Consider the following 17,839-nt stretch of genomic DNA (forward strand, 5'->3'; position numbering starts at 1 on the left):
CATGTTGGTGGTCTCCGGCCTAAACATTAGGTTCAGCCGATACGAGCGGGGGCTGCGCCGCCGCTACCTTCAGGTGATTACAGATCTGGATCTGGAGGTTAAGGCAGGGGAGGTGGTGGCAGTGGTGGGGGCCAGCGGATCGGGCAAAAGTTTGCTGGCCCATGCCCTCTTGGGTCTTTTGCCAGAGAACGCTACCCTGCGCGGTACTCTCCTATTTCAGGGGCAGCCCTTGACCCCTGAGCGGTGTAGGCAACTGCGCGGCAAGGCCATTGCTCTCATCCCCCAGTCTGTGGACTACCTGGATCCCCTCATGCAAGTAGGATCCCAGGTACAGCGGGTAGCTCGGCTCAGCGGTGCCTCCCAAGGCGAGGCCCGTAGAGCAGTGAGCCGCATCTTTGCCCGCTATAGCTTGCCGCCGGGAACAGAGGGCCTCTACCCTTTCCAGCTCTCCGGAGGCATGGCACGGCGGGTGCTGTTATCGACGGCGGCAGTTAGCAGAGCCAAGCTGGTGATAGCCGACGAGCCCACGCCAGGCTTGGACGCGGAGGTGGTGGCTGAGACCCTTGCCCATCTGCGGGAGCTGGCCCAGGAGGGCCGAGGCGTTATGTTGATTACACACGATATTCAGGCGGCGTTGTCGGTGGCAGATCGAGTGGCAGTCTTCTATGCGGGCACTACAGTCGAGTTGGCCTCGGCTCAGGATTTCGAAAGGGGAAACTTGCGCCACCCCTACACTCAAGCTCTGTGGCGATCCCTGCCCCAAAATGAGTTTGCTCCCCTGCCGGGCAACCAGCCTGACCCTGAGGCACTGCCTGCGGGTTGTTTGTTTGGGGATCGCTGCCCCTGGGCAAGTGAAATCTGTCGAGCTGAGCGTCCGCCTCTGCGGGCGGTTGGAGGAGGGTGGGTGAGGTGTATCCATGCTCAAGGGTGAGCATCTCTGGTTTCGCTATGGACGGCATCTGCCTTGGGTGGTGCAAGATCAGACCCTTCAAGTAGAACTTGGGGAAGTCGTAGGGCTGATGGCTCCCTCTGGTTTTGGCAAAACTACTCTGGCCAAGTTGCTGGCGGGCTACCTTACCCCCAGCCAAGGTCGGGTGAGTGTGGCAGGGCAGCCTTTGCCTCGGCGAGGGTACTGCCCAGTGCAGCTTGTCTTTCAACATCCAGAGCAGGCCGTTAACCCCCACTGGCGCATAGCTCAGGTCTTGCGGGAAGGGCCTCCTCCCCAGCCAGAGGTTCTCCACACCTTAGGCATTTCCCCCAGTTGGCTCAACCGCTATCCCCATGAGCTAAGCGGGGGAGAATTGCAGCGGGTTGTCATCGCCCGGGTTCTCAACCCACAAACTCGCTATTTGATTGCAGATGAGATGACAGCCATGCTCGACGCCAATACCCAAGCCCTGATCTGGCAAGCTGTCTTGGCCTATGGGCGGGCACATCAGATGGGGCTTTTGGTCATCAGTCATGATCGCTTTCTCCTGGAACGGCTCTGCAGCCGCTACGTCATCATGACCAGCCACGACCCCTATCTGGTGGAGCGGGCGGGTCACCGGGTGGTGCGCCTGGAGGGAGGACATCTGTACGATATGCGCTGAGGGGCTCCCGCCAGAGCGGCGCAGCCCCATCTTCCTCTCCACAACTGCGACGCTAAAGCTTAGAGCGGGCAAACTCTTGGACGGTAGGCAGCATGCACTCTCTCTCCCGATTTCTCAACAAAATCCGCTACCTCCTGCAGGAAACTTTTTTGGGGTTGCGGCGGGGGGGCTGGCTGAACTGGGCTGCTATCAGCACCCTGTTGGTGTTGCTGTTTTTGGTCGGGATCGGCGTGGAGCTGTCTCGGGGGGTGGATGCAACGGTCCAGTCGCTGGGGGGGCAACTGGAGATCTCCGTCTATCTGGAGCCGGAACGCCGGGGGGTGGATTTGCAGCCCCAAGTGGCCCAACTGCCTCATGTGGCGGAGGTGAGGGTGATCACCAAAGAGCAAGCTTGGCGCGACCTTTTGCTGGAGATGGGGATCCAGGATGAGGCGGCCCTGGAGACCCAGTTGGGGGATAACCCTTTGGTGGATGCCCTGCGAGTCAAGGCCGATTCTGCCGAGATCCTAGGTCAAGTGGCCGAGCAGATCCGCCAACTGGAGGGGGTAGACGAGGTGTACTACGGCGACCGCATTGTGGAGCAACTGGCCCAAATCCAGGAGGTGCTACGTCTGGGATCCCTGAGCATCACCGGGGTGTTGGCCCTGACGGCAGTGGCGGTGATCACTACCACCATTCGCCTGGTTGTCATGGCGCGGCGGCGGGAGATTGAGGTGATGCAACTGGTGGGTGCGACGGCGACCTGGATTTACTTGCCCTTTATTTTGCAGGGCTGCCTGTTCGGGGTAGTCAGTGCGCTGGGGGCTTGGGGCTTGGTTCTGGGATCCCAACAGTTACTGCAGGAGGCGCTGGAGCAGTTGATTGCGCTGCCCTTCCTCAAGGTGATGCAGGCCGATCCCGGCCAGGCGGAGTTTTGGTTTCTGCCGCTGCTGTTGCTGGGGATGGGGGTTTTTCTGGGCACCAGCAGCAGCTTGATTGCAGTGCGCAAGTCGGCGGGGCGTTGGTTTTGATCGGGGATCCCTCGCCCTGGGCCGGGCTGACGCCCTTATGAGCTGCGAGAGGTTTGCTAAGATAAAAGGCTACCTGGTAACAAGACGCCGACCATGACCTTGCGTAACCCTCACTTGGGCATCGACAACGACGAGCTGATGCGTCGGGTAGAGGCGTTAATTAACGCTTCCAAAAACCGCTATCGCATCACAGTGCAGGTGGCCAATCGGGCCAAGCGTCGCCGCTACGATGACCCCAACGATGTGGAAGAGGGCTGGATGAAGCCCATTCGCCGCGCCATCATCGAAATGTCCGATGAGCTGACCGAGCCGGAAATCATCGGCGACGAGTAGCCGCCTGGCCCCCTTGGAGCTGCGATGGCCAGCTAGGGAGGAAGTTGGCCGGCTCGCTCCTCAGAAATGGGATCGGGGTTGCTCAGCCGTGACTCCATCAGAACCTCCGGGGTACTCCCGCCACAGCGCAGCTTGGCGGGTGGGGGATAGGCGGTGAGACGAAGGGGTTCAATGCCCCTGAGTCTCACTATCTGGGCGATGCCTGCTGCTCAACATACTTCTTCAACTCCTCAACGGTGACCCCACCACAAGAGGCAACAAAATAGGCCCCTGTCCAAAATACAGGCTTGCTGTAGAACCGTGCCACCTCTGTGGCGAACTCTTTGCGAATCAACCGGCTGGAGACTGTTTTCAGGTTGTTCACCAGCTTCGAGACCTGAACATCCGGCGGAAAACTCACCAACAGATGCACATGGTCCGCCTCACCGTCGAACTCCACCAAGGAACAGCGCCACTTTTGGCAGGTCGCTCGAAATATATCTTCCAGCCTCTGCAACATTGGAGCAGTTATCACCCGACGACGGTACTTTGTCACCAGCACCAAGTGGATTTGTAGGCTGTAAACAGAACGATGGCCTATGTTGTAGCTCATTGCGCTAAATGCTAGAACCGTCTCATGATTATCACCCACGAGTACCGGATCCTGCCCAGCGACGACCAAGCCGCTCTGATGACCGAGTGGCTGGAATTGTTGCGGCGGCAGTGGAACGACGCTCTGGGGCAGAGACTGGACTGGCTGACCGCAACCCGTTGCCCAATTGACCGCTGCAGTCTTGTCTCTTGTCCGTTGCCTGTGTCAGAACCCCCGCTGGAGCCGAATTATTATCGGCAGGCGGGATCCCTCAAACAAATCAAGCAACTGTTCCCGGCCTACCGGGGCATTTACGCCGAGGTGCTGCAGCAAAACTTGATGCGGCTGGACAAGGCGTGGAAAGCGTGGCGGGAGCCGGATAGCACAGGCAAGCGGCGGGGGCGGCCTCGCTTCAAAAAAGCGGGGGAGTTGAGATCCTTCACATTCCCCCGCATCAATTGCCCCAAGGCGGGAGCGCATCTGGAAGGGGAGACTCTGCGGCTGAGCAAGATTGGCTCGATGCCTGTGGTGCTGCACCGCCCCTTACCAGAGGGGTTTGTGCCCAAAACCTGCACAGTGGTGCGCAAGGCCGATGGGTGGTATGTCTGCATTACTTTGGAGGACAAAAGCGTCCCTTCCCCAGAGCCTGTGCCGATCAAAAAGGCGGTGGGCATTGATGTGGGATTGGATAGGTTTCTCACCACCAGCGATGGGGAGGTGGTGCCTATCCCGCGGCACTACCGCCGAGCTCAAAAGCACTTGGCCCGACAGCAGCGGCAACTGAGCCGCAAAGTGAAGGGGTCCGCCAACTGGAAGAGACAAGCCACGAAAGTTGCTTGTTTGCAGTTGCACGTTGCCCGACAACGCAAAGCGTTCCACTACCAAGTGGCGCACTGGCTGGTGGAGCAATACGACCTGTTGGTGGTGGAGGATCTCAACGTCCGAGGGCTGGCACGGACTCGGTTGGCTAAATCGATTTTGGATGCGGCTTGGGGACGATTTCTTGACATTCTGACAGCAGTGGCGGTCAAACGCGGCAAACAGGTGTTGAGAGTGGATCCCCGTGGTACGTCCCAAAATTGTTGTGTTTGTGAGGAGCGTGTTCCCAAGACCTTGTCGGAACGGGTGCATGATTGCCCCCGTTGCGGGTCGTGGGACAGAGACTTGAACGCTGCTATCGAGATTTTGAAGCGAGGACTCAGGGCGGTGGGACTGCCGCTCTCTGGCTGTGGAGGATCCTGGTTTACCAGTCCGTTGAAGCAGCAACTCCGGGAAGTGATTCTCGGAAGCTCCCGTCTACAGCCCGTCAGGGCCTAGCGGGAGAGGATGTCACTGGGTGCAAAAGGCGGTGGGTTTCTTCCGGGCTGAGGCCCTGGATGCGCATCTCCAGTGGGCTGCGGAACCAGAGGGCTTGTTGCGGAAACGGGATCTGGATCCCGGCTTGGTCGAAGGCATGCTTGAGGCGACGGCGGTATTCCCGCGTCACCCGCCACTGCTGCAGCGGTTGCACCTTGATCCAGATGCGCAATGTAATCCCCCGCTCCCCCAGGTCATCGACGCCGTGCATCTCGGGGGGCTCGCGGATCTTGTCCCGCCAGGCCGGCTCCCGATACATCTGTAGAGCCACCTGCTCGGTAATGCGGATGGCCTGTTCCAGGTCGTTTTCGTAGGCGATCACGATCCCCAGATCCACCCGCGACCAGCCGTTGGAGAGGTTCTCCACCACCCGAATGGCGCTGTTGGGAATGGAGCGGGCCCGCTGCGACACCGGCGGCAGGCTGCCGGGATCCCCCTGTGGCGCGGCGACCAAGAACAGCCGCCGCCCATCCAGTGTCACGGCCTCCGTTTGGATGGAAGCGGTGGGCAGGCTGAGCGCTTGCCGCAGCTCTTCCAGAGCATCCAAGCGGCTGAGCAAAGGCACGTTGGAGGCGGTGCCGTGGTTTTGAGAAGTTTCCTGCCCCCAGGCAGGCTCGATGGCCGGAGATAGGGCGAGGGACGCGCCGAAAAGGAGCGGCCACAGCAGGGATCCCATTTTCCCCGACTTATCTACCGGTCGCAGCTGGCGCAACATGAATCGTTTGCGTCCGCGGTGTGGAGTACTTGAACAACCTCACTCCAAAAAGAAAAAAGCAATGCCGAGAATGGCATAGGTGGCCAAGAGCAACAGCCCCTCCAGCCAGTTGGAGCGACCGTCGCTGCTGACGGAGTTGACCAGCAACACCGAGACGGCAATGGCCACCAGCTCCACTGTGCCGAAGTTAAAGTTCATCGGCTGGCCCAGCACGTTCCCGGCCAGCACCAACAGAGGCGCCACGAACAGGGCAATTTGCATCGTCGAGCCCAGAGATACTGAGAAGGAGAGATCCATCTTGTCTTTCATGGCCACCGTGATTGCCGTCGCATGTTCGGCCGCATTGCCGATGATCGGCAGCAAAATCACCCCCATGAACAGCGAGGTAATGTGCAAGTGCTCCAGAGTATGCTCCAGGGTGCTCACCAACAGTTCCGACTCCAGCGCCACCAACACCGTCAACCCCAAGAGGGCCAACAGCCAAAACCCCAAACCGGCCCGCTCGGGCGGGGCCGTCAACACTTGGGGAATGGATCCCTCTGCCTGCAAAACCGGATTGGGGGCGAGACGGGCAGCGGCTTCATGTTCTGCCGCCTCTGCCTCGTGAATGGTGTAAAGGTAGCTGTGGGTTTTGAGGGAAAACAGCAAGGTAAGGCCATAAACCCCGATCAGCACCAAAGCCACCGCTGTAGAGAGCTCTTGGATGGAGAGCGCGCCCAAGTTGGCGTCGGCATAGGTGACCACGCTGGGCAAGATCAGGGCCACCACCGCCAGGTTCATTACCGAGGCGTTCATACGCGCCACTTCGGGCCGAAAGCTCTGCTCGCGAAACTTAATGCCGCCCAAAAACATGGCCAGCCCGGCCACCAGCAGCAGGTTGCTGATGATCGAGCCGGTGATGGAGGCTTTCACCACCTCCACCAGTCCCGCCTGCAGCGCCACCAGGCCAATGATTAGCTCGGTGGCGTTGCCAAAGGTGGCGTTGATCAGTCCCCCGATCGTCGGCCCGGTCAAGGCAGCGATCTCCTCGGTGGCTTGACCCATAAACTTCGCCAAGGCCACCACCGCCAAGGCCGCACAAAGGAAGACCAGATTGGGATCCCAGCCCTGCAAGTGGCCTGTCCACGAGAGGGGAACCCCCAGCAGCAGCAGGAACATCAAGCCGTTCAGCGCTCTCTGCCAGCCTGCTGCAGGGCGAACTGAGGAAACCAGAGAATTTGCATCGGCCAGAGTCATAGTTCCGGGGAATAGAGGCTGATAGATAGTTTCAGAAGTGTGGCGGCGGCAGCAGCGGCCTTCCAAAGCAGTCTAGCTGCTGCCAGGGAGGCTTGAGTAGGTACTGCCATTAGAGGGAGATGACTCGATGGCGCTGCAGCAGGCGGAGGAGCTCGGCTCCCAGTTGATCCACCAGGTGCTGCGGATCGCCGATTTTCAAAAAGCTGCTGCCTTCCACCTCAAAGGGAAAGGATCCCTCGATGCCGTGGCGGGGCAGTTGCACCAGCAGCAGTTGCTCGGGGCGCTTCGATTGCAGGGCATAGCCCAGCTCCAGACAGACCTGTGGGCTGGGCAGAGGCCGCCCCCGGCCATTGACCTGCACAGGGGTGACATCGGCCACCACCAGCAACGCCTGCTTGAGCTTGCGAATCAGCGCTGCGTCGATGAGGGGTGTCTCTGGGGATCCCTGCAGTTGTAGCGGAAGAACCGGCTGATGATGGCGGTTAATGGCCTCCACCACCGTCTGCAACGCCTGGTGCAGCGTGGCGCTGGAGTCGGGGTAATCTGATTGGCCACAGAAGTAGATGGCCGGCTCCGTGATGCTTAGGGCAGCCCGCTTATTGAAGTAGATCTCGCGGCTGATTAAATCGAGGTTGGAGATGCTGTAGGCGCCGCTGCCCTCGATGTAAAACTCCACCAGCTCCCCTTCCAAGTAGCGCTGCCACCAGACAGAGGCCTTCACCTGCTCCACATCGTCGAGGAAATCGGCTCGCATCGCCGTTTTCAGGAGGCCGGTACGGCTTAGGCGCAAGTCAGGGGCTCGCTGTTGCACTTGGGAGGCAGACAACACCGAATCCAAATACCAGGCTCTCAAGACAATGATCGCCATCGGATCCCTCTGCGCTTAGCCTCAAAGGTACCTGATTTTGGCCGGCTATCCAAGTCAGCCTAGGCGCAGGGCCAGATCCAGCAGCCGGTGAGCCAGGGTCGATTTGGTGGCCAACGGGAGCAGTTCCGGGTTGCCCTGCCGCGGGATCCAGTAGCCTTGGTTGTGGCTGCTGCCAAAGCCGCTCTCCGGCTGGTCGATGGGGTTGGCCACAATGGCGTCCAGCCCTTTCTGCTGCAGCTTCTCCTTGGCCGGGGGGAGAGGATCCCCGCTCTGGGCAGCAAAGCCGATAAGAAGCTGGCCGGGACGTCGGTGACGGGCTAGGGCTGCCACCAAATCGGGGACAGGCTCCAAGGGCAGCAGCAGGGGCAGCTCGGCCTTGGCCAGCTTGCCCGCATAGGTCTGCGTGGGCCGCACATCCCCCACTGCCGTTGCCATCCAGAGCACGTCCACCTGGGGAAACTCCGCCCGCAAAACCTGCTCCAGTTGGGCTGCTGTCTCCACCGGGATGGCCCGAATGGCGAAGGGTGCTGGATCAAAGGGGATCCCCAGCGGCCCATGCACCAGCGTGACTTCGGCCCCCCGACAGGCGGCGGCCACCGCCAGCGCCACCCCCATCCGCCCACTGGCCGGGTTGCCGATAAAGCGCACCGCGTCGATGGGCTCGCGGGTGCCTCCTGCCGTCACCAACACCCGCTTCCCTTGCCAGTCTTTTTGCCCCCCTGTCCAGAGCAGAGCCCGCACATACTCCTGCAGCGCCTCTGGCTCCAGCAGGCGCCCTTCCCCCACCGCATCGCAGGCCAGGCGGCCCCTGGCCGTGGGCAAGGCCCAGAAGCGGGGATCCCGTTGCAGCCGCTGCCAATTCTCGGCCACTGCTTCAGCCTTCCACATGTGGGTATTCATGGCCGGCGCCAAGGCCACCGGACAGTGGGAGGCCAAAACCACGTTGGTGAGCAAATTGTCCGCCAGCCCCTGGGCCAGCTTGCCCAAGGTGTTGGCCGAAAGCGGCGCAATCAGGAGAGCCTCGGCCCATTCCCCCAGCTCGATGTGCAGCGGCCGTCCCCGCGCAGCTTGCCAGAACTCGGCATCTGTAAAAGCCGGCTGACGGGACACAGTGGCAAACGTCAGCGGGGAGATAAACTGTTGTGCAGCTTGCGTCAAAACCACCCTCACCTCTGCCCCCTGCTGGGCCAGAGCAGACACCAAAACCGCAGTTTTGTAGGCAGCAATTCCCCCGCTCACCCCAACCAGCAGACGCCGCCCCGACCAAAAGGGATCCATATCAGCGAATACTCAAACAGCCCTGTTTCCAGTTTCCCTGCCTTTGCCAGCAACACAACAGGAATCCCTCGCCCAAAGTGCTAGGGCTCAGGCCGCCGATCCCGCCGAGAACAGCACTTGCGAGCCTAGGGCTTGCCTGGGGAGAACCCCTCTTTCGCAAGTCCGACCTCGACTCTACAGGTTCTGTCCCGCAGGGGGAATTCGCTACTGCTGTTTTGCGCACTCGCCTCTTCAGATCCCATTCCGCTTGCCGAACTTGTCTCCTCTAATAAGAAAGAGTTGAAGGCAACTTATTGCAATCGCTATTTGTTTTTGGCTACACTAACTGTTGTCCTTGAGCCATCTTGATATGACTACGACCGGTAAACCAAAACCACTCACTGGCCAAGAGCTCCTCGACAAGGTAACTTCGATGGGAAATGCGGATCGCAAGGAAAAAGCTCGCGCCTGTGGCTACGTCACCTATACCAAGAATGGTCAGGAGCGAGTGAATCTGATGCAGTTCAACAATGCCTTGCTGAAGGCAGTCGGTGTGGATCTCGATGCTAGTGATGAGAACGGTTCCCGCGGTCGGGCTCCGACTTACCGGGTTTCGGTTCACAAGAATGGCAACCTCCTCATCGGAGCTGCCTACACCAAGAAGATGGGCCTCAAGCCGGGGGATCAGTTCGAGATCAAGTTGGGCCACCACAACATCAAGCTAGAGCGCATCGACTGATTTCCTGTCGCCTGCCTTGTCGAGGTTCTCTCTGCTGATAACAGCGTTTCAGCTTGGGTAAAGCCCTCGATGGTTAGGGAAGAGCGAGATGCTTCTTTCCCTCCATCGTCACCCTGTTTTTAGGCGGACAAGGGATCCTCGTATTCGTTGAGGATCCCTATCTGTCTGTATCATCTGTATCAATAGGTATCAATTGATGGCTGAAGCGCAGAGGGCTTCGTTATTCTGACAAAAGTTAAAGTTCATGAGGGCGGCGGCAATGTACACTCCAACTGCACAGAACCTGGCCCGTCGGTGGCGACGCTGGCGAATTTGGGTGGGGCTGGTGGTGTTGGCAGTGGTGTTCTGGGCCGTTCAGCCTCATCTGCAGGTTGAGTCGCAATCGAATGCGCCGCTGCAGTGGGTCTCCTCTCAGCCAGCCCCCGAGCAGCAGGATGTTTTTGTGGACGGGGTTCTACGGCTGCAATTCGATCGGCCGCTGGATCCCAATCTACAACGGCTGGCGGTTCAGTTGGAGCCGCCGGCAGCGGTCATTTTCGACGTGCAGGGAGACGAGTTGTTGCTTAAACCTCGGGATCCCTTGCGCTTTAGCACCGACTACACCCTCACGATCGCGCCGCAGGAGGGGCTGCCGCTGGAGCAGACCATCCAACTGCGCTTTCGCACCGAGCCGCAGTTTACCTACGAGCGGGACATCAAGCCGTTGCTGGAGGCCAGTTGTGTCGGCTGCCACCAGCCGGCAGGGCGACAGCGCACCCAGTTGCTGGACAGCTACGAAGCGGTTCTGGCCTACGTCAAGCCAGGGGATCCCAACAGCGAGTTGATCGATCCCCGCTGGACGCGCCGCCACGCCACCATCCTCAACGCCAACAACCCCAACCGCCCTCAGGCCCGCGGCGGATCCCCGGAGATCGCCTACCTCCAGGCCCGCGGGCTGCCCCTCTCTCGTCTGGGCTTTTGGACGCCGGAGGAGGTGGAGATCGTCCGCACTTGGATCGTCCAAGATGGGGCCCCCCGCAGCAGCGCCCGCGCTCAGGCGGGCAACTAGTCTCACCGCCATGACCGCTCCCCAACCGCTAGCCACCGTCATCCAGGGATCCCTGAGTCGGGGCTTGGAAGCTCGCCTCAACCCCGGTGTCTCGGTAGAAGACCTGCGGGTGGGCAAGTTTGTGGTGATCCAGGGGGAGCGCCACCGCTTCTTCGGCCTGCTCACCGACGTTACCTTAGCAACCAGCAACCCGCAGATCTTGGTCAATCCCCCCCGCCCGGAAGAGACCCTGCTGCAGGAGGTGCTGGCGGGTACCGGCACCTACGGGGTTATCGCCCTCACGCCCATGCTGATGCTGGTGCCGCGGCAGACGGAAGCAGAGAGGCTGTATCCCCTCATCGATCCCAAGCGGCCAGACGACTGCGGCTCAGCCCCTCCTGCTGCCGAGGCGATGGAGCTGTTGCCGGTGAAAACGGTGCCGGCCCACTTTTCCCAGGTGTACGAGGCGCGGGAGCTGGACTTTCGCACCGTCTTCGGCTGGGAAGACGACCCCACTCGGCGCAACTTCGCCATCGGCCAACCCTTGGACATGGCGGTGCCCATTTGTCTGGATCTGGATCGCTGGGTGGAGCGCAGCAACGGCATCTTCGGCAAGTCCGGTACCGGCAAATCCTTTTTGGCCCGCCTGATCCTGGCGGGCATCATCCGCAAACGGGCGGCGGTAAACCTGGTTTTTGATATGCACTCTGAGTATGGCTGGGAGGCGGCCAGCGAGGATAGGCAGGCCACCACCGTCAAGGGGCTGCGGCAGCTCTTCCCCGGCCAGGTGCAAATCTATACCTTGGATCCCGATTCCACGCGGCGGCGAGGGGTGCGGGATGCCCGCGAGCTGTTTATTGCCTACAACCAGATCGAGGTGGAGGATCTGGCGCTGTTGGCAGAGGAGCTCAACCTCTCCGAGGCCAGTCTGGAAAACGCCATTATCCTGCGCAACGAGTTTGGCCGCGACTGGATCAGCCGTCTTTTGAGCCTTTCCAACGCCGAGATTCAGGAGTTTTGCGAGCAAAAAATGGGCAACAAGGCCTCGATCCTGGCCCTGCAGCGCAAGCTCACCCGTCTCGACGACCTCAAGTACATCCGCAACAGCCTGCCCCACAACTACATCGGCGAGATCCTGGAGGCCCTCAGCCGCGGCATTCACGTGGTCATCGAGTTCGGATCCCAGTCCAACCTGCTCTCCTACATGTTGGCGGCCAACGTCATCACCCGCCGCATTCACCAGGCCTATGTGCAGCAGACGGAGCGGTACTTGCAGTCCAAAAATCCCCTCGACCGGCCCCGGCAACTGTGCATCACCATCGAGGAAGCGCACCGCTTTCTGGATCCGCGGGCGGCCAAGCAGACCATTTTCGGCACCATCGCCCGCGAGATGCGCAAGTACTTTGTGACGCTGCTGGTGGTGGATCAGCGCCCTTCCAGTCTCGACCGCGAGGTGATGTCGCAGTTGGGCACCCGCATCACGGCCCTTCTCAACGATGACCAAGATATCGAGGCTGTGTTCACGGGTGTAGCCGGCAGCCAGAACTTGAAAACGGTGCTGGCCAAGCTGGATTCCAAACAGCAGGCCCTGGTTCTCGGCCATGCCGTGCCCATGCCGGTGGTGGTGCAAACCCGCTCCTACGACCAGAGGTTCTACGCCGAGATCGCCGATCCCGATTGGTCAGAGGCCGCCGATGCGGAGGTGCTTTGGGCAGCTCAGAAGGCCAAGGAGGAACTGGGGCTGTAGGGAGGGCTGCCCCACAGCCCGGTCATCAGGCGCAGCAAAAAGCGCCGCAGCGGCGGAAAGCGTATCATCCCTATCAAAACCAAGCGCCGCAAGACCACCAGGGGCCAGTAGGAGTTGGAGAAAGTGCGGGTGAGGAGATCCGTAAAGAGCAACACCACCCAGTTTTCCCAGCGGCGACGGCGACCGTAGCGCCGCAGGACTTGGACCTCTCCCAAATCCTCCTGTCGTCTCCAGGCGTCCAGCAACACTTGGGCCAAGGCAGCGGCATCGCGGATGCCGAGGTTCAGCCCTTGGCCAGCTACGGGATGACAGTGGTGAGCGGCGTCCCCCACCAAAGCCAGGCGGTGCTGATAGTAGCGGCGGCTCTGGCGCAGGCGGGCCGGGAAGACTTGGGGCGGGTTCAGCAAGGTAAGGTAGCCGCCCTGGTCGCCGTAGTAGCGCTGCATCTCGGCCAAGAAGTCGGCCTGGGAAAGGGCCAGCGTGGCCTTGGCCTGCTCGTGGGGCAGGATCCAGACCACCTGGCAGCGGTTGCCGGGCAGGGGCAGGATGGCGAAGGGGCCGGCAGGCCAAAAGCGCTCGTAGGCGACGTTTTGGTGGTCTTGGGCAGGGGCCACCAGGGCGGTGATACACGACTGCCAGTAGTCCCAGCCGTCGCTCGGGATCCCTGCCCGCTGGCGCACTTGGGAGCGCAGGCCATCGGCGGCTACCACCAGGGAGGCGGCCAGCCGGCGGCGGCCTTGGGTCGTTTCCAGCTCTACCTCAGCCGCAGCCTCCCCGTAGGTTACGCTCTCCACCCTGGCTTCGTAGTGGCAGGTGATCTGGGGATCGGCAGCCACCCGCTCCTGGAGCACCTGCTGCAGCCGAGCATGTTCGCCGCAGTAGAAAACTGCCGTTTCCCCCACATCCTCCGGCCTAAACGTCACCCGCTGGGGAGCGTCGGCGTCGGTCAGAATCACCTGGGCAAAGGGTGTGATGTGGGGAGCCAGCGCCTCCCACACCCCGATGGCCCGAAAGATGCGGATCGACAACGGCGAAAGGGCATAGGCCAAGGGGCGCTGCCTGACTGCCTCAGCCGACTGGGCCTCAATGAGGGCCAAGCGCAGGCCGGATCCCTGCAGGGCACAAGCTAGGGTCAAGCCCGCAATGCCGCCGCCGACGATGATCACGTCGTAAACGGCTGCCAAGGTAGTCGGAGTGGGAGCAAGGGTTGTCATTTCTAGTGCTGAGTGCTGTGGGCAACTACTTCTGGGCGGGCGGAGTTTGCCGGCGTGGCGGCCCGCACCGCTCGGAACATGCCAAAGCGGCAGAGGCCAGTGCCGAAGGCCAGGCGCATGAGCAAGAAAGTGGGCACCTCCCGCAGCGACTTGATCAAGCCCACCAAGCCAAACTTCAGCAACCCTTCGGGACGGACAACCCCCTGCCAGATGGAATCCAGCCAAGAAGGAAGAGTTTCTTGCGTCCAGTCGGCAGTTTGCACCTGTCCTTCCACCAGGCCCGTGGCTTGCAACTGTTCGGCAAACCCCTCGATGCTGGAAAAGGCGGGGTGCGACCACTGATCCAACAACTGCCGCATCACCAGCCGCTCCCAGAAGTTGAGGGGCTTTTGACGGTCGTCGCGCTGGTTCCAGTCCGCCACCACCAAGATGCCGCCTGGCTTGAGCACCCGCAGCATCTCGCTGGCGTAGCGAGCCTTGTCCGGCATGTGGGGCCCCGCCTCGATGGACCAGACCACATCAAAGCTGGCGTCGGGGAAGGGCAGGTTGAGGGCGTCGGCCACCTGAAACCGGACGGGCAGATCGGGGGGGGTGAGCTCCTGGGCCCGCTGCACCTGCTGCGGGCTGATGGTGATGCCGGTCACCACAAAGCCATAGTCGCGGGCCAAGATGCGACAACTACCGCCAATGCCGCAGCCCACATCCAACACCGTCGTCCCCGGGGGCAGCCGATCCAGCCCGCCCCAGCGCACCATCTCGTGGACAAAGTCGTGCTTGGCCTGGATGAAGTTCTTCCGCCGCGGCGGGGATCCGTAGTGGCCCAGGTGAATATGCTCGCCCCAGTAGAACTCCAGGATCCCGTCTCGCGTCCATTCGTCGTAGGCGCGGGCTACCGATTCAGGAGAGCGGTACTTGCGGGCGGTCAACAGGTAGGCTCCCAATCCTATAGCTAGGAGCAGGACTAGGCCCCAAAAAACCCAGAGTGTTGGATTCATTAGAACTACCTTGAGATGGCTAGAGATGGCAATTGATGATTGTTGCTGCGGTGGCAACAGACACAGCGGGGATCCCTTCTGGCCTCCGTTGATCCAGCGGAGCAAAGCCCCACTCTCATCTTGCCCTATTTGCCAGCTGCAAGGCGGCCTAGGAGTGTCGTAGCCGCACGGTTGCCCGCGGAGGAGACGCTGGCCTGAGCAACCTTGCCGGGGGCTAGGTGGCCTGGAGCTCCTCCCTTAGACGCTGAGTGGCTGCCACCATGTTTTTCAGGGCAGGGATCACTTCCTCCCAGCGGCGGGTTTTTAGGCCGCAGTCGGGGTTGACCCAGGTTTGCTCTAGCGGCAAGTGGGCCACTCCCAGGCGCAGTTGCCGGAGAATCTGCTCGGTGTCGGGCACCGCCGGGCTGTGAACGTCGTAAACGCCGTTGCCTACCTGGTGGCGATAGCCGGCTTGGGCAATCTGCAGCAAGGTTTTGTTGCTGCTGCGGCTGTTTTCGATGGAGAGGACGTCGGCATCCAGACGCTCGATGTGCTCGATGATGTCCCCGAACTCCGAGTAGCACATGTGGGTGTGGATCTGGGTTTCGGGCTTGGCGCCAGCGGTAGTCAGGCGGAAGGCCTCCACCGCCCAACTTAAGTATTCTGGCCAGCGCTCTTTTTTCAAGGGCAGCCCCTCTCGCAGCGCTGGCTCGTCCACCTGCACCATCGCGGCTCCGGCAGCTTCCAAGTCGGCCACCTCTGCCCGCAGGGCCAGGGCAATTTGCAGGGCCTGCTCGCGACGGGAAACGTCAACGCGGGGGAAGGACCAGTTGAGCATGGTTACCGGCCCTGTCAGCATCCCCTTGACCGGCTTTTGAGTCAGAGATTGGGCCACCTTGAACTCCCGCACCGTCATGGGGCGAGGGCGAGACACGTCGCCGTAGAGAATGGGGGGACGCACGCAGCGGCTGCCATAGCTCTGCACCCAGCCGTGCTCGGTAAAAGCAAAGCCCTGCAGTTGTTGGGCGAAGTATTCCACCATGTCGGTGCGCTCGAACTCACCATGCACCAGCACATCCAGGCCAATTTCTTCTTGGATGCGGATGCACTTGGCAATTTCGGCGTCGATGGCAGCTTCGTATTCGGCCTGGGAGATCTCGCCCTTTTTGTACTTGACCCGCCACTGCCGGACTTCGGGGGTTTGGGGAAAAGAGCCGATGGTGGTGGTCGGCAGCGGTGGCAGCTTGACCTGCCGGCCTATACGCTGCTCGTAGGGAAGGGAGCGCTGGAAGTCCTGCGCCGTCAGGTTAGCCAAGGCCTGGCGCACTGTAGAGTTGGGGGGATTGAAGTCCTGGAAGGCCTGCCACTGCTGCTCCAGCTCCTGCTGCTGGGCGGCGGTGTCTTCGCCGTTGAGGGTGCGGGCCAGCAGAACCACCTCGGCCAGCTTCTGCTCGGCAAAGCTGAGAACATTGCGCAAAGGCTCTGGCAGGTGGGTTTCCAGAGCAGCGTCGTGGGGCACAAATTGGAGCGAGCAAGAAGGCTGCACCCGCAGGTTGGGGGCTAGGGCTTGCAGCTCTTGCAGAGTGGCCAGAACGGCTTTGGGCTGGATCTGCCAGATGTTGCGCCCGTCCACTACCCCCGCCCCCAGGATCTTGTCGGCGGGGAAGCCGTGGGCTCTGACCAGTTCCAGGTTGTGGCCGCGGGTGAAGTCGAGGCTGAGGCCAGCTACCGGAAGCTCCACCGCCCAGGGGTAAGTCTCCCCCAAGTCGTCAAAGTAGGTAACCAGGTGGAGAGGGATCCCCACGCTTGCAAGCCAGCGGTAGGTCTGCTCCACCGCTTCCTGAAGACTTTTGCCTTCGCTGGTCACCAAGATGGGCTCATGGACTTGCACTTCCCGGATCCCCAGGCGCTGCAGCTCCTGCAAGAGTTCTCTGTAGAGAGGAAGCAGCTTCTCCAGATCCCCCCGCAACTCGCCAGAGCGCTGGCTTAGAGCAAGAAGGGTAACCGGACTGAGGAGGACGGGGCTGGTGCGGTTTCCTAGGATCCCTTGCGCCCGTCGCACCGTGGCCAGGAAGTCGTCGAAATGGGCCTGAGGGATCGCGTCGGCCTCAATTTCCGGCACCAGGTAGTGGTAGTTGGTGTCAAACCACTTGGTCATTTCCAAGGCCGGCAGCCCCTCCTGCCCCCGCGCCATGGCAAAGTAGCGCTCCAGGCCTGATAAGCTCTGAAACCGGGAGGGAATCAGCCCCAGCCAGGTGGCCCAGTCCAAAACGTGGTCGTAGAGGGTTTGATCTCCTACGGCAATGTGGTCGAGGTTGGCCTGTCGCTGGGTTCGCCAGGCCTGACTCTCCAGATCCTGCAGCGTCGCCAACAAGGCTTCCGCCTCCAGGGTGCCGCCCCAAAAGGCCTCCAGGGCTTTCTTCAGCTCGCGGCGCTTGCCCATGCGGGCATAGCCTAGGGTTTGAGTTTCAATGGCCATAAGGTACCTTGTCCTGAATCGAATTCGGTAATTGAGGTTGCCGCCAGTTGTCATCCAACCTAGGCAGCAAGAGATGGCCGCCGACATGCCTATCGGTGGCATCCCGGCAGAAGGTTTTCCCTAGGCCAGGAAACCTGCCGGAGCTGTCAAGGCGTTCCTTCACCCTGGCGGCTTGCCCACTCTGCACAGGGGGATGCCCAGAGGACTCTTTTGTGCAACCAAAGCGAGCAACCGTCCTCCTAGCTGCCCCTGAGCTATCTGCTCAGCTCTCTTGTCCGCGCTTTTGACTGAGTGCCTACGATCCGAGAGCGTCGAAAATCCGTAAGCAGGCCGATGAAAAAACTTCGAGACGGGAACGGGCTAACGTCAAAATGGGGAGCATATCTGTACCTCGCAGATATGGTGAACTGTGGAAAAACCGCCGGCGGGCATTCTGACTTGCTCAGTTTTGGAGGGGCTGGCTTGCGTTTCAAGGCCTCTTGCAACAACGAACTAGGGATCCCAAGTCCAAAACCGGCTCACAGCTGCGGGACAGCGGCAGATTCTCACTGCACTTTCCCCGTTGCCTCTGACGGCTGATCCCCGTCAGAACCGACAGTAGACTTTATCCTATCACTGGTTTTAGCGGGACTGGGCGGATTTGAACCGCCGACCTAGCGCTTAGGAGGCGCTTGCTCTATCCAGGCTGAGCTACAGCCCCAGGTCAGGTACCTCACTGATA

16 protein-coding genes, 1 tRNA gene and 1 riboswitch are annotated in these 17,839 nt (G+C 61.0%); of the genes, 8 read left to right on the plus strand and 9 right to left on the minus strand.

The window, feature by feature from the left end:
- The first annotated feature begins 1 nt into the window (after position 1).
- The 4 genes from CYA_RS00725 to CYA_RS00740 all read left to right on the plus strand — a co-directional run bounded on the left by CYA_RS00725 (position 2) and on the right by CYA_RS00740 (position 2,935).
- Positions 2 to 931 carry an ABC transporter ATP-binding protein gene (locus CYA_RS00725; protein WP_011429072.1) on the plus strand — a complete coding sequence of 310 codons (930 nt, stop codon included), beginning with the start codon at positions 2 to 4 and terminating at the stop codon, positions 929 to 931.
- Positions 918 to 1,592: an ABC transporter ATP-binding protein gene (locus tag CYA_RS00730; protein WP_011429073.1), complete on the plus strand. Its 675-nt coding sequence runs from the start codon at positions 918 to 920 to the stop codon at positions 1,590 to 1,592. Before CYA_RS00725 ends, CYA_RS00730 begins: the two co-directional genes overlap by 14 nt.
- 92 nt (positions 1,593 to 1,684) lie before the next feature.
- Positions 1,685 to 2,602, plus strand: coding sequence for a cell division protein FtsX (locus tag CYA_RS00735; RefSeq protein WP_011429074.1), 918 nt, complete (start codon positions 1,685 to 1,687; stop codon positions 2,600 to 2,602).
- Positions 2,603 to 2,695: 93 nt separating this feature from the next.
- Positions 2,696 to 2,935 carry a DNA-directed RNA polymerase subunit omega gene (locus CYA_RS00740; RefSeq protein WP_011429075.1) on the plus strand — a complete coding sequence of 80 codons (240 nt, stop codon included), beginning with the start codon at positions 2,696 to 2,698 and terminating at the stop codon, positions 2,933 to 2,935.
- A 187-nt stretch (positions 2,936 to 3,122) separates the two neighbouring features.
- Here the strand turns inward: CYA_RS00740 and tnpA are convergent, their stop codons facing one another.
- Complete coding sequence (gene tnpA, locus CYA_RS00745) at positions 3,123 to 3,596, minus strand: IS200/IS605-like element ISSoc3 family transposase (RefSeq protein ID WP_011429076.1); 474 nt, start codon at positions 3,594 to 3,596, stop codon at positions 3,123 to 3,125.
- Between tnpA and CYA_RS00750 the strand changes: the two genes are divergently transcribed.
- Complete coding sequence (locus CYA_RS00750) at positions 3,552 to 4,823, plus strand: RNA-guided endonuclease InsQ/TnpB family protein (RefSeq protein ID WP_011429077.1); 1,272 nt, start codon at positions 3,552 to 3,554, stop codon at positions 4,821 to 4,823. The genes tnpA and CYA_RS00750 overlap by 45 nt on opposite strands.
- On the opposite strand, the gene CYA_RS00755 is transcribed toward CYA_RS00750, so the two are convergent.
- From CYA_RS00755 to coaBC, 4 genes are all read right to left on the minus strand, one after another.
- Positions 4,813 to 5,577 carry a mechanosensitive ion channel family protein gene (locus CYA_RS00755; protein WP_011429078.1) on the minus strand — a complete coding sequence of 255 codons (765 nt, stop codon included), beginning with the start codon at positions 5,575 to 5,577 and terminating at the stop codon, positions 4,813 to 4,815. The genes CYA_RS00750 and CYA_RS00755 overlap by 11 nt on opposite strands.
- A gap of 39 nt (positions 5,578 to 5,616) precedes the next feature.
- A complete protein-coding gene (cax, locus tag CYA_RS00760; RefSeq protein ID WP_011429079.1) occupies positions 5,617 to 6,735 on the minus strand; it encodes a calcium/proton exchanger in 1,119 nt (372 codons plus the stop codon).
- A gap of 187 nt (positions 6,736 to 6,922) precedes the next feature.
- Positions 6,923 to 7,681 (minus strand): hypothetical protein, encoded by a 759-nt coding sequence (locus CYA_RS00765; RefSeq protein WP_011429080.1) that lies wholly within the window; start codon positions 7,679 to 7,681, stop codon positions 6,923 to 6,925.
- 54 nt (positions 7,682 to 7,735) lie between these two features.
- Positions 7,736 to 8,959, minus strand: coding sequence for a bifunctional phosphopantothenoylcysteine decarboxylase/phosphopantothenate--cysteine ligase CoaBC (coaBC, locus tag CYA_RS00770; RefSeq protein ID WP_011429081.1), 1,224 nt, complete (start codon positions 8,957 to 8,959; stop codon positions 7,736 to 7,738).
- A gap of 349 nt (positions 8,960 to 9,308) precedes the next feature.
- Between coaBC and CYA_RS00775 the strand changes: the two genes are divergently transcribed.
- From CYA_RS00775 to CYA_RS00785, 3 genes are all read left to right on the plus strand, one after another.
- Entirely contained in the window at positions 9,309 to 9,677 is a 369-nt protein-coding gene (locus CYA_RS00775) for an AbrB family transcriptional regulator (protein ID WP_011429082.1), read from the plus strand.
- 259 nt (positions 9,678 to 9,936) lie between these two features.
- Positions 9,937 to 10,725, plus strand: coding sequence for an Ig-like domain-containing protein (locus tag CYA_RS00780; protein ID WP_011429083.1), 789 nt, complete (start codon positions 9,937 to 9,939; stop codon positions 10,723 to 10,725).
- A 10-nt stretch (positions 10,726 to 10,735) separates the two neighbouring features.
- Complete coding sequence (locus CYA_RS00785) at positions 10,736 to 12,451, plus strand: helicase HerA domain-containing protein (RefSeq protein ID WP_041438042.1); 1,716 nt, start codon at positions 10,736 to 10,738, stop codon at positions 12,449 to 12,451.
- Here CYA_RS00785 and CYA_RS00790 read toward each other — a convergent pair.
- From CYA_RS00790 to CYA_RS00805, 4 genes are all read right to left on the minus strand, one after another.
- Positions 12,421 to 13,665, minus strand: a complete 1,245-nt coding sequence (locus CYA_RS00790) for an FAD-dependent hydroxylase (RefSeq protein ID WP_011429085.1) — start codon at positions 13,663 to 13,665, stop codon at positions 12,421 to 12,423. The genes CYA_RS00785 and CYA_RS00790 overlap by 31 nt on opposite strands.
- A gap of 2 nt (positions 13,666 to 13,667) precedes the next feature.
- Positions 13,668 to 14,660: a methyltransferase domain-containing protein gene (locus CYA_RS00795; protein WP_011429086.1), complete on the minus strand. Its 993-nt coding sequence runs from the start codon at positions 14,658 to 14,660 to the stop codon at positions 13,668 to 13,670.
- Between the two features lie 214 nt (positions 14,661 to 14,874).
- Positions 14,875 to 17,118: a 5-methyltetrahydropteroyltriglutamate--homocysteine S-methyltransferase gene (metE, locus tag CYA_RS00800; protein WP_011429087.1), complete on the minus strand. Its 2,244-nt coding sequence runs from the start codon at positions 17,116 to 17,118 to the stop codon at positions 14,875 to 14,877.
- 405 nt (positions 17,119 to 17,523) lie between these two features.
- A riboswitch (cobalamin riboswitch) is annotated at positions 17,524 to 17,729 on the minus strand.
- Between the two features lie 14 nt (positions 17,730 to 17,743).
- Positions 17,744 to 17,818: transfer RNA gene (locus tag CYA_RS00805), tRNA-Arg, on the minus strand.
- Positions 17,819 to 17,839 lie beyond the last annotated feature (21 nt).

Source organism: Synechococcus sp. JA-3-3Ab (assembly GCF_000013205.1).
Lineage (GTDB): Bacteria > Cyanobacteriota > Cyanobacteriia > Thermostichales > Thermostichaceae > Thermostichus.

What these genes read in the sequence shown, in the direction of transcription:
- CYA_RS00785 (WP_041438042.1), top strand. Translation starts at nt 10,736, where the DNA reads ATGACCGCTCCCCAACCGCTAGCCACCGTCATCCAGGGATCCCTGAGT.
- cax (WP_011429079.1), bottom strand. Translation starts at nt 6,735, where the DNA reads ATGTTCCTGCTGCTGCTGGGGGTTCCCCTCTCGTGGACAGGCCACTTG.
- CYA_RS00775 (WP_011429082.1), top strand. Translation starts at nt 9,309, where the DNA reads ATGACTACGACCGGTAAACCAAAACCACTCACTGGCCAAGAGCTCCTC.
- CYA_RS00740 (WP_011429075.1), top strand. Translation starts at nt 2,696, where the DNA reads ATGACCTTGCGTAACCCTCACTTGGGCATCGACAACGACGAGCTGATG.
- CYA_RS00790 (WP_011429085.1), bottom strand. Translation starts at nt 13,665, where the DNA reads ATGACAACCCTTGCTCCCACTCCGACTACCTTGGCAGCCGTTTACGAC.
- CYA_RS00780 (WP_011429083.1), top strand. Translation starts at nt 9,937, where the DNA reads ATGTACACTCCAACTGCACAGAACCTGGCCCGTCGGTGGCGACGCTGG.
- CYA_RS00795 (WP_011429086.1), bottom strand. Translation starts at nt 14,660, where the DNA reads ATGAATCCAACACTCTGGGTTTTTTGGGGCCTAGTCCTGCTCCTAGCT.
- CYA_RS00725 (WP_011429072.1), top strand. Translation starts at nt 2, where the DNA reads ATGTTGGTGGTCTCCGGCCTAAACATTAGGTTCAGCCGATACGAGCGG.
- metE (WP_011429087.1), bottom strand. Translation starts at nt 17,118, where the DNA reads ATGGCCATTGAAACTCAAACCCTAGGCTATGCCCGCATGGGCAAGCGC.
- CYA_RS00730 (WP_011429073.1), top strand. Translation starts at nt 918, where the DNA reads ATGCTCAAGGGTGAGCATCTCTGGTTTCGCTATGGACGGCATCTGCCT.
- CYA_RS00755 (WP_011429078.1), bottom strand. Translation starts at nt 5,577, where the DNA reads ATGTTGCGCCAGCTGCGACCGGTAGATAAGTCGGGGAAAATGGGATCC.
- CYA_RS00750 (WP_011429077.1), top strand. Translation starts at nt 3,552, where the DNA reads ATGATTATCACCCACGAGTACCGGATCCTGCCCAGCGACGACCAAGCC.
- CYA_RS00765 (WP_011429080.1), bottom strand. Translation starts at nt 7,681, where the DNA reads ATGGCGATCATTGTCTTGAGAGCCTGGTATTTGGATTCGGTGTTGTCT.
- CYA_RS00735 (WP_011429074.1), top strand. Translation starts at nt 1,685, where the DNA reads ATGCACTCTCTCTCCCGATTTCTCAACAAAATCCGCTACCTCCTGCAG.
- coaBC (WP_011429081.1), bottom strand. Translation starts at nt 8,959, where the DNA reads ATGGATCCCTTTTGGTCGGGGCGGCGTCTGCTGGTTGGGGTGAGCGGG.